General features: G+C 74.1%; 6 protein-coding genes. 3 read left to right on the top strand and 3 right to left on the bottom strand.

What is annotated here, in order from left to right:
• Positions 1 to 250 precede the first annotated feature (250 nt).
• The 3 genes from ABEA15_RS22620 (at position 251) to ABEA15_RS22610 (ending at position 3053) form a co-directional block, all read left to right on the top strand.
• On the top strand, positions 251 to 1798 hold the full coding sequence (locus tag ABEA15_RS22620) for an aldehyde dehydrogenase family protein (RefSeq protein ID WP_344142855.1): 1548 nt from the start codon (positions 251 to 253) through the stop codon (positions 1796 to 1798).
• Between the two features lie 355 nt (positions 1799 to 2153).
• Entirely contained in the window at positions 2154 to 2351 is a 198-nt protein-coding gene (locus tag ABEA15_RS22615; RefSeq protein WP_345558873.1) for a hypothetical protein, read from the top strand.
• Between the two features lie 120 nt (positions 2352 to 2471).
• The gene (locus tag ABEA15_RS22610) at positions 2472 to 3053 is read left to right on the top strand and encodes an HhH-GPD-type base excision DNA repair protein (RefSeq protein ID WP_344142858.1); all 582 of its coding nucleotides are present in this window, start codon (positions 2472 to 2474) and stop codon (positions 3051 to 3053) included.
• A 147-nt stretch (positions 3054 to 3200) separates the two neighbouring features.
• Here the strand turns inward: ABEA15_RS22610 and fdhD are convergent, their stop codons facing one another.
• From fdhD to ABEA15_RS22595, 3 genes are all read right to left on the bottom strand, one after another.
• Positions 3201 to 4061 carry a formate dehydrogenase accessory sulfurtransferase FdhD gene (gene fdhD / locus ABEA15_RS22605; protein ID WP_345558871.1) on the bottom strand — a complete coding sequence of 287 codons (861 nt, stop codon included), beginning with the start codon at positions 4059 to 4061 and terminating at the stop codon, positions 3201 to 3203.
• Positions 4062 to 4259: 198 nt separating this feature from the next.
• Positions 4260 to 5201 carry a 2Fe-2S iron-sulfur cluster-binding protein gene (locus ABEA15_RS22600; RefSeq protein WP_344142860.1) on the bottom strand — a complete coding sequence of 314 codons (942 nt, stop codon included), beginning with the start codon at positions 5199 to 5201 and terminating at the stop codon, positions 4260 to 4262.
• The gene (locus ABEA15_RS22595) at positions 5198 to 7192 is read right to left on the bottom strand and encodes an NAD(P)H-dependent oxidoreductase subunit E (RefSeq protein ID WP_345558879.1); all 1995 of its coding nucleotides are present in this window, start codon (positions 7190 to 7192) and stop codon (positions 5198 to 5200) included. The genes ABEA15_RS22600 and ABEA15_RS22595 overlap by 4 nt, the downstream gene beginning before the upstream one ends.
• Positions 7193 to 7615 lie beyond the last annotated feature (423 nt).

Raw genomic sequence — 7615 nt, 5'->3', positions numbered from 1 at the left:
CAGGCGAAGAAGGAGGCGTTGGAGGCGGCCGGCGTCAAGGTCGGCAAAACCCCCACCGAGACGGCCGAGATCGCCCGCTCGCTCTGTTAACTATCGCCGCACGTCCCGTTTCCGTGAAGAGTCGCCGAAGAGCGCACGCCGCGGCCGTGGCCGCGGACGAGGACTTCGGGGGACCGTTGACTAGGGCCGGCGGCCGCGCGGCCGCCGGCTCCGCAGTTTCGAGCAGCACCGCAACCACCAGGGGAACCCTATGACCCTCATGCTCAAGCCCGGGACCGAATGGACCACCCTGTACCAGCGCTGCCGCGAGATCGCCCCCGAGGCGTTCGCAGCCGAGAGGGTGTACAACCACTGGGGCGGCCGCTGGCGGGCCGACGGCGAGCCGCGGCTGGCCGTCTCGCCCGTCGACGGCACCGAGATCGCCGGCCCTCCGATGGTCGGCGCCGACACCGCCGAGGCGGCCGTGCGCGCGGCGGCCGACCAGCACCGCGCCTGGCGCGTCACGCCGCTGGAGGAGCGGCGCGCGCGGGTGCGCGCGACCGTCGAGGCCTGGACCGAGCACCGCGACACGCTCGCGCTCGCGCTGGTCTGGGAGATCGGCAAGCCGTGGCGGCTGGCGCGCCAGGACGTCGACCGCGCCGTGTCGGGCGTGGAGTGGTACCTCGAACAGATCGAGGACATGATGGAGGGCCGCGCTCCCCTGGAGGGGCCGGTCAGCAACATCGCCAGCTGGAACTACCCGATGAGCGTGCTGACCCACGCCATGTGCGTGCAGGCGCTCGCCGGCAACGCCGCCATCGCCAAGACCCCCACCGACGGCGGCCTGGTGTGCCTGACGCTCGCCGTCGCCCTGGCCGCGCGCGAGGGCCTGCCCTTCACGCTCGTCAGCGGCGGCGGCCGCGACCTCTCGCCGGTGCTCGTGCGCTCGCCGGAGATCGGCTGCGTGTCCTTCATCGGCGGCCGCGACACCGGCGGCCAGGTCGCCACCGACCTCGCCGACCTCGGCAAGCCGCACATCCTGGAGCAGGAGGGGCTCAACTGCTGGGGCGTGTGGGAGTACAGCGACTGGGACACCTTCGCCGGCCAGGTCCGCAAGACCTTCGACTACGCCAAGCAGCGCTGCACCGCCTACCCCCGGTTCGTCGTGCAGCGCTCCCTGTTCGACCGGTTCCTGGGCGCCTACCTGCCCGCGGTGGCCTCGGTGCGCTTCGGCCACCCGCTGGCCGTCGCCTCGGCCGAGGACGACCTGCCCGAGCTGGACTTCGGCCCGCTGATCAACGCCGCCAAGGCCAAGGACCTCACCGCCCAGGTGAGCGAGGCCATCGCGGGAGGGGCGGTTCCGCTCTACCGCGGCTCGCCGGACGACGCCCTGCTGCTGCCCGGCCAGAACACCGACGCCTACGTCGCGCCGGTCTCGCTGCTGGAGCCGCCGCGCTCCTCGCCGCTGTTCCACGCCGAGCCCTTCGGGCCGGCCGACTCCATCGTGCTCGTCGACACCGAGGCCGAGCTGATGGCGGCCATGAACGCCAGCAACGGCGCCCTGGTCTCCACGATCTCCACCGACGACCCCGACCTGGGCGCGCGCCTGGCCGCGGAGGTGCGCGCCTTCAAGGTCGGCATCAACAAGCCGCGCTCGCGCGGCGACCGCGACGAGATGTTCGGCGGCTGGGGCGCCTCCTGGCGCGGCGCCTTCGTCGGCGGGAAGCTGCTGGTCCACGCGGTCAGCCGCGGCCCGGTCGGCGAGCGACCGCCCGGCAACTTCCCCGACTACACCCTGGTCCCGCGCGAGCACTCCTGACCGCGGCGCCGACCTCCGCGCCGGCGCCTGAGGGGGCGCCGGCGCGGAGTCCTCGACCGCGGGGTGCGCCGCCCCCGCCACCGCCGGCGGCGCACCCCGTCCGCCCCGCCCCCGCCCGCGTGCTCAGCGCTGCGCTGATCGGCATGGTCGGGGACTGGGCCGATGCGCTGGAGGGCGGCCTGGAGGGACCGCTGTAGGAGGGTGCACCCTCCGCCGTGGGGGCGCCGGTTCCGTCGACCGCTTCCGCACGGCCTGGGAGCGGATCGCGGCCACCTGCGCCGACTCGGCGGGCGACTGGCGCGACGGCATCGAGGCGCCGGCCCGGTCGCGGCACTCTCCGTCCGTCCGCGCGCGGTTGGCCGACGGCTACGAGGAGGGCCGCCGAGCGCTGGGAGCGTGGTTCGGGTTCGGCGCCGGCCCCGGGGCCGACCCCGAGGAGGCGCGCGCCTTCGGCGGATTCCTGTCCCTGCTCATCGGCATGCTCGTCCAGCACGGCATCGATCCGAGCGCGCGCCGACGTCCGGAGACCTCACCCGGGCCCTGCGCCGTATGACCGCCGACGCCGGGGCGGACGGCGCCGGAGCGGTGGAGCGCAAGCGAGGCCCGTGCGGCGGGCCGCCGACCCGCCCCGGCGCGGCGTGCCGCCGGCGCCCTCTCCTGGGACAATGGCGCCATGACCTCGTTGCACCTCGTCCAGGAACCCGAAGCCGACGCGCTGTTGGCGTCGGACCCGCTGGCGCTGCTGGTCGGCATGCTGTTGGACCAGCAGGTGGCGATGGAAGTCGCCTTCGCCGGGCCCAAGAAGATCGCCGACCGCATGGGCGGGCTCGACGCCGGCGCGATCGCACGCACCGATCCCGAAGAGTTCGCCGAGCTGTGCGCCCGCCAGCCGGCCGTGCACCGGTTCCCCGGGTCGATGGCCGCCCGCATCCAGTCGCTGTGCGGCTACCTCGTCGAGCACTACGGCGGCGACGCCGCCGCGGTGTGGACCTCGGGCGAGCCCGACGGCCGCGAGGTGCTCAAGCGGCTCAAGTCGCTGCCGGGCTACGGCGACCAGAAGGCGCGGATCTTCCTGGCGCTGCTGGGCAAGCAGCGGGGCCTGCGCGCGCCGGGCTGGCGCGAGGCCGCGGGCGACTACGGCGAGGAGGGCGCGCGCCGCTCCATCGCCGACGTGGTCGACGAGCAGACACTGGCCGAGGTGCGCGCGTTCAAGAAGAGCGCCAAGGCGGCCAAGAAGGCGGCAAAGCCCGAGTAGGCGCGGGCGGCCGGGAGGACGCGGGCGCCGCGCCCGGCGCAGCGCGAACGCCGGTGCCGGGCGCGGCGGCGGTAAGTGTCGGGACCGGCCGGCGCAGGGGGCTGGTGCACGCCGGCCGGTCCCCGCCTACCGGCCCGGTCGGCTGACTCACCCTGGGGCCGCCATAGGCGTCGTGGACGCCGTCTCCAGGGTGATCCGATGCCGGCCGGCGTAGACGTTCATCGAGGCGCCGCGCAGGAATCCCACCAGGCTCAGCCCGGAGTCGGCCGCCAGCTCCACGGCCAGCGACGACGGCGCGGAGACCGCGGCCAGCATCGGGATTCCCGCCATCAGCGCCTTCTGCGCGAGCTCGAACGAGGCCCGGCCCGAGACCATCAGGGCGCTGCCGCGCAGCGGCAGCCGGTCCTCGCGCAGGGCCCAGCCCACGAGCTTGTCGACCGCGTTGTGCCGGCCGACGTCCTCGCGCACGCAGAGCAGCTCCCCCTCCGGAGTGAACAGGCCCGCCGCGTGCAGGCCGCCCGTGCGGTCGAAGACCCGCTGGGCCTCGCGCAGGCGTTCGGGCATCCGCGAGAGGACGGGGACCTCGAAGAGGGGCGCGTCCTCGGCGACCGACCAGTGGGCGACGGTGGTGACCGCCTCCAGACTGGCCTTGCCGCACACTCCGCAGGAGGAGGTGGTGTAGAAGTTGCGCTCCAGCGACGCCTCGGGCACCGCGACTCCGGGTGCCAGAACGACGTCGAGGACGTTGTAGGTGTTGGAGCCGTCGTCGGTGGCGCCGGCGCAGTAGCGGATGGTCGCGATCTGGTCGGGGCCGGTGATGACGCCCTCGCTCACCAGAAAGCCCGCCGCCAGGTCGAAGTCGTGTCCCGGCGTGCGCATCGTGACGGTGAGCGGACGCCCGTTCATCCGGATCTCCAGCGGCTCCTCGGCCACCAGGGTGTCGGCGCGCTCGTCGGCGGCGCCGTCCCGGATGCGCAGGATGCGCTCGCGGACCGTGACCCGTCCCATGGCCCTGCCCCTTTCCGGAGGCCCCTCGGGGCCTCCTGTGCCCGGCGTGCTGTCCCCGACTCGGGTGGCATTCCCGTTCCGGTCCGTTCTCAGTCGCGTCCGGTGCGGGTTCCGCCCGTCTCGGTCGCGGGCGGAACGGATTCCGTCCGCTGCGCCGGGCTGACGGCGGCGGCCCGCGGAGAACGGGCCGCGCCGGCGTCAGTCGTGGCGCCTCTGCTGTACGTGCTGGAAGCCGAACCGCCCCTTGATGCACAGGTTCCCGTGCGTCACCGGGTTGTCGTGCGGCGAGGTGACCTTGACGATCTCGTTGTCCTGCACATGCAGGGTGACGTTGCAGCCGACCCCGCAGTAGGTGCACACGGTGGTGGTCTCGCTCTGGCGCTCCTCGTCCCAGGTGCCCTCCTGGCGCATCTCGTACTCGGTGCGGAACGACAGCGCCCCGGTGGGGCAGACCTCGATGCAGTTGCCGCAGTAGACACAGGCGGAGTCGGGCAGCGCGAAGTCGTGCTCGGTGGAGACGCGGGCGTCGAACCCGCGGCCGGCGATGCCGATCGCGAACGTGTTCTGCCACTGCTCGCCGCAGGCGTCGACGCACTTGTAGCACATGATGCACTTGCCGTAGTCGCGCACGTAGAGATCGTTGTCGACCTTGGTGGGCTGCTCCACGGTGGCGGCGGTCGCGCCGTCGCCGGCCTCGTGCTCGCCTGCGCGGCGGGCGTCGCGCTCGCCCATCCGTGCGGGCTCGGCCCGGGGGCCGAACCGGTCGGGCCGGGCGTCGTAGCGCTCGTTCCACTCGGGGACGCCGGGTGTGGTGGACAGGTCCACCGACGAGCCCAGCAGCTCCAGCACCATCTTGCGGCTGTGGCGGACGCGCTCGGAGTCGGTGGCCACCGACATGGAGTCCTCGACCTTGCGCGAGCAGGCCGGCGCGAGCGTGCGCGCCCCCTCGACCTCCACCACGCACACCCGGCAGGCGTTGCGCGGGGTGAGGGTGTCGCCGTAGCACAGGGTCGGTACGTCGGTGCCCACGGCCTCGCAGGCGTCCAGGATGGTCGCGCCCTCGGGAACGCGCACCTCCTGGCCGTCGATGGTCACCTCGACCAGGCGGCGGGGCGCCCCAATGACAACCGGTGTGCTCACCGGGCCTCCTTTACGGGTTGTTCCTCCTGCGGACCGAAGACGCCGAGCCGGTCGATGGCCGACTCCACCGCGTTCCACGCGGTCTGGCCCAGGCCGCAGATCGAGGCGTCGCGCATGGCCTCGCCCACCTCGCGCAGCAGCGCGATGTCGGTGCGGCGCGGCCCCGCGTCCTGCGCGAGCCGCACCAGCGCCTCCTCCTGGCGGACCGTGCCCACCCGGCAGGGCACGCACTGCCCGCAGGACTCGTCGCGGAAGAACGCCGCGATGCGCACGAGGATCGCGGCCAGGTCGACGGTGTCGTCGAGGACCAGGATCACGCCCGAGCCCAGGGTGGCCCCGGCCTCGCGCGCCCCCTCGAAGGTGAGGGGGATGTCCAGCTCGTCGCCGCGCACGAACCCGCCGGCGGCGCCGCCCAGCAGCACCGCGCGCGGCAGGCGGGGCCGGCCGTCGGGGCCGGTGCCCACACCGCCGCACATGTCCATCAGGTCGCGCAGGCTGGCGCCGAAGGGGACCTCGTAGACGCCGGGGCGCTCCACCGAGCCGGACACGCAGAACAGCTTGGGTCCGGTGGAGCGGCCGGTGCCGATCGCGGCGTAGGCGGGGCCGCCCATCATCATGATCGGCAGCACGTTGACCAGGGTCTCGACGTTGTTGATCGCGGTCGGCTTGCCGAACACGCCGCGCTCGACCGGGAAGGGCGGCTTGCTGCGGGGCTCGCCGCGCAGCCCTTCGATCGAGTTGAAGATCGCGGTCTCCTCGCCGCAGATGTAGGCGCCTGCGCCGCGGCGGATCTCGATGTCGAAGTCGAACCCGGATCCGAGGATGTCGCGCCCGAGCAGGTTGCGCGCGTGCGCCAGCTCGATCGCGTTCTCCAGCAGCGACAGCGCCCGCGGGTACTCGCCGCGGATGTAGATGTAGCCGTGGTTGGCGTTGTTGGCGAAGCCGGCGATCGTCAGGGCCTCGACGACCGAGAAGGGGTCGCCCTCCATGAGGACGCGGTCCTTGAAGGTGCCCGGCTCGCTCTCGTCGGCGTTGCAGATGACGTAGCGGGGGGTCTCGGGCCGCTTGGCGGTGCCGTCCCACTTGCGGCCGGTGGGGAAGGCCGCTCCGCCGCGCCCGACCAGGCCGGAGTCGGAGACCTCGCGGATGACGGCGCTGGGCCCCATGCGCAGTGCCTCGCGCAGGGCGGCGTAGCCCCCGTTGGCCCGGTAGTCGTCCAGGCTGGCGGGGTCGACCACGCCGATGCGGCGCAGCAGGACCAGGTCGGCCTCGCCCGCCTGGGGAACGGCCTCGCCGGCGGGCGGCTCCGGCGCGGGGCCGGGCAGCGTCGTCGGGGAGAAGGTGGCGCGCCGCCGGGGGCGGCCGCCGTTGAGGGAGGGGCCGTGCCCGTTGGCCGAGGGGCCGGAGGTGCCGGCCTCCGCCGCGGGGACCTCGCCCGGAGCGGGGACGATGTCGTCGGCCGCGGCGGGCGCGGCGACGCTGTAGCGGGGCGGGTCGCCGGCCTCCAGCGAGACCGCGGCCGGCGCGCGTTCGCACAGGCCCAGGCACGGGCTCTCGTGCCAGGTGAACTCGCCCCCCTCGGTGCCCGGTCCTCCGGCGCGCTCGGTCAGCGCCGCGCACAGGCCCTCGGACCCCTTGGCAGCGCACGCGATGTCGGTGCAGACGTGCACCACCCGGCGCGGGCGCTGTTTGAGCGAGAACATGGCGTAGAAGGTCGCGACGCCGTAGGCCTCGGCCGGCGGGATCGTCAGCCGACGGCAGATGTAGTCGAGCGCAGCGGGGCTGATCCAGCCCACGCGGTCGTTGACAGCGTGCAGGGCCGGCAGCAGCAGGTCGCGCCTGCCGCGGGCGGCGTGGCCGCCCTCGGCGAAGCGCAGATCGGAGGCCTGGCGCGTGCCGCCGTCCCACCCCGACTCCGGTGGGCCCAGGACGGCGTCCACGGCCTCACGCTCGGAGTCCTCCGGCACAGCATCCAGGAAGTGCAGGTCCACGTCCCCGGTCACCTCGAATCATGTAAGCCAGGTCACAGACTTTGTATACGGGCTACAGTATGCTTTATTCCGACCGCGGGCAACCCCTGGTCGAACCCGGTTTCGACGCCTCGTGCACGTGCATCAGAGTATGCGCCGAGAGTGATCACGGCAGTCCGCCGGGCCGTGGCGGCCGGCGCGCACCGCTGGTGCGCGCCGGCCGCGGCAGTGGCCGCCCGGGCGCCGTTCGGGCGGCCGCCGCCCCGGTACGCGCCGGGGTGGGCACATCCGTGCCGCTCGGCGGAGCCGGCCGCCTCGGGCCGCGCTCCGCCATCCGCCGCGTACCCGCGATCCGTGCCCCGGGCACCAGGTGGCGAACAGCGCACCCGGGGACACGGCGCGGACCGCGGGGGAACGGCCGGGACCCCGAAGGGCCCCGGCCGC

It is taken from the genome of Streptomonospora halophila, assembly GCF_039542725.1.
GTDB lineage: Bacteria > Actinomycetota > Actinomycetes > Streptosporangiales > Streptosporangiaceae > Streptomonospora > Streptomonospora halophila.
This window is presented reverse-complemented; position numbering and strand designations above follow the sequence as displayed.

Coding starts and splice junctions, on each gene's coding strand:
- ABEA15_RS22610 (WP_344142858.1), top strand. CDS start 2,472: ATGACCTCGTTGCACCTCGTCCAGGAACCCGAAGCCGACGCGCTGTTG.
- ABEA15_RS22620 (WP_344142855.1), top strand. CDS start 251: ATGACCCTCATGCTCAAGCCCGGGACCGAATGGACCACCCTGTACCAG.
- fdhD (WP_345558871.1), bottom strand. CDS start 4,061: ATGGGACGGGTCACGGTCCGCGAGCGCATCCTGCGCATCCGGGACGGC.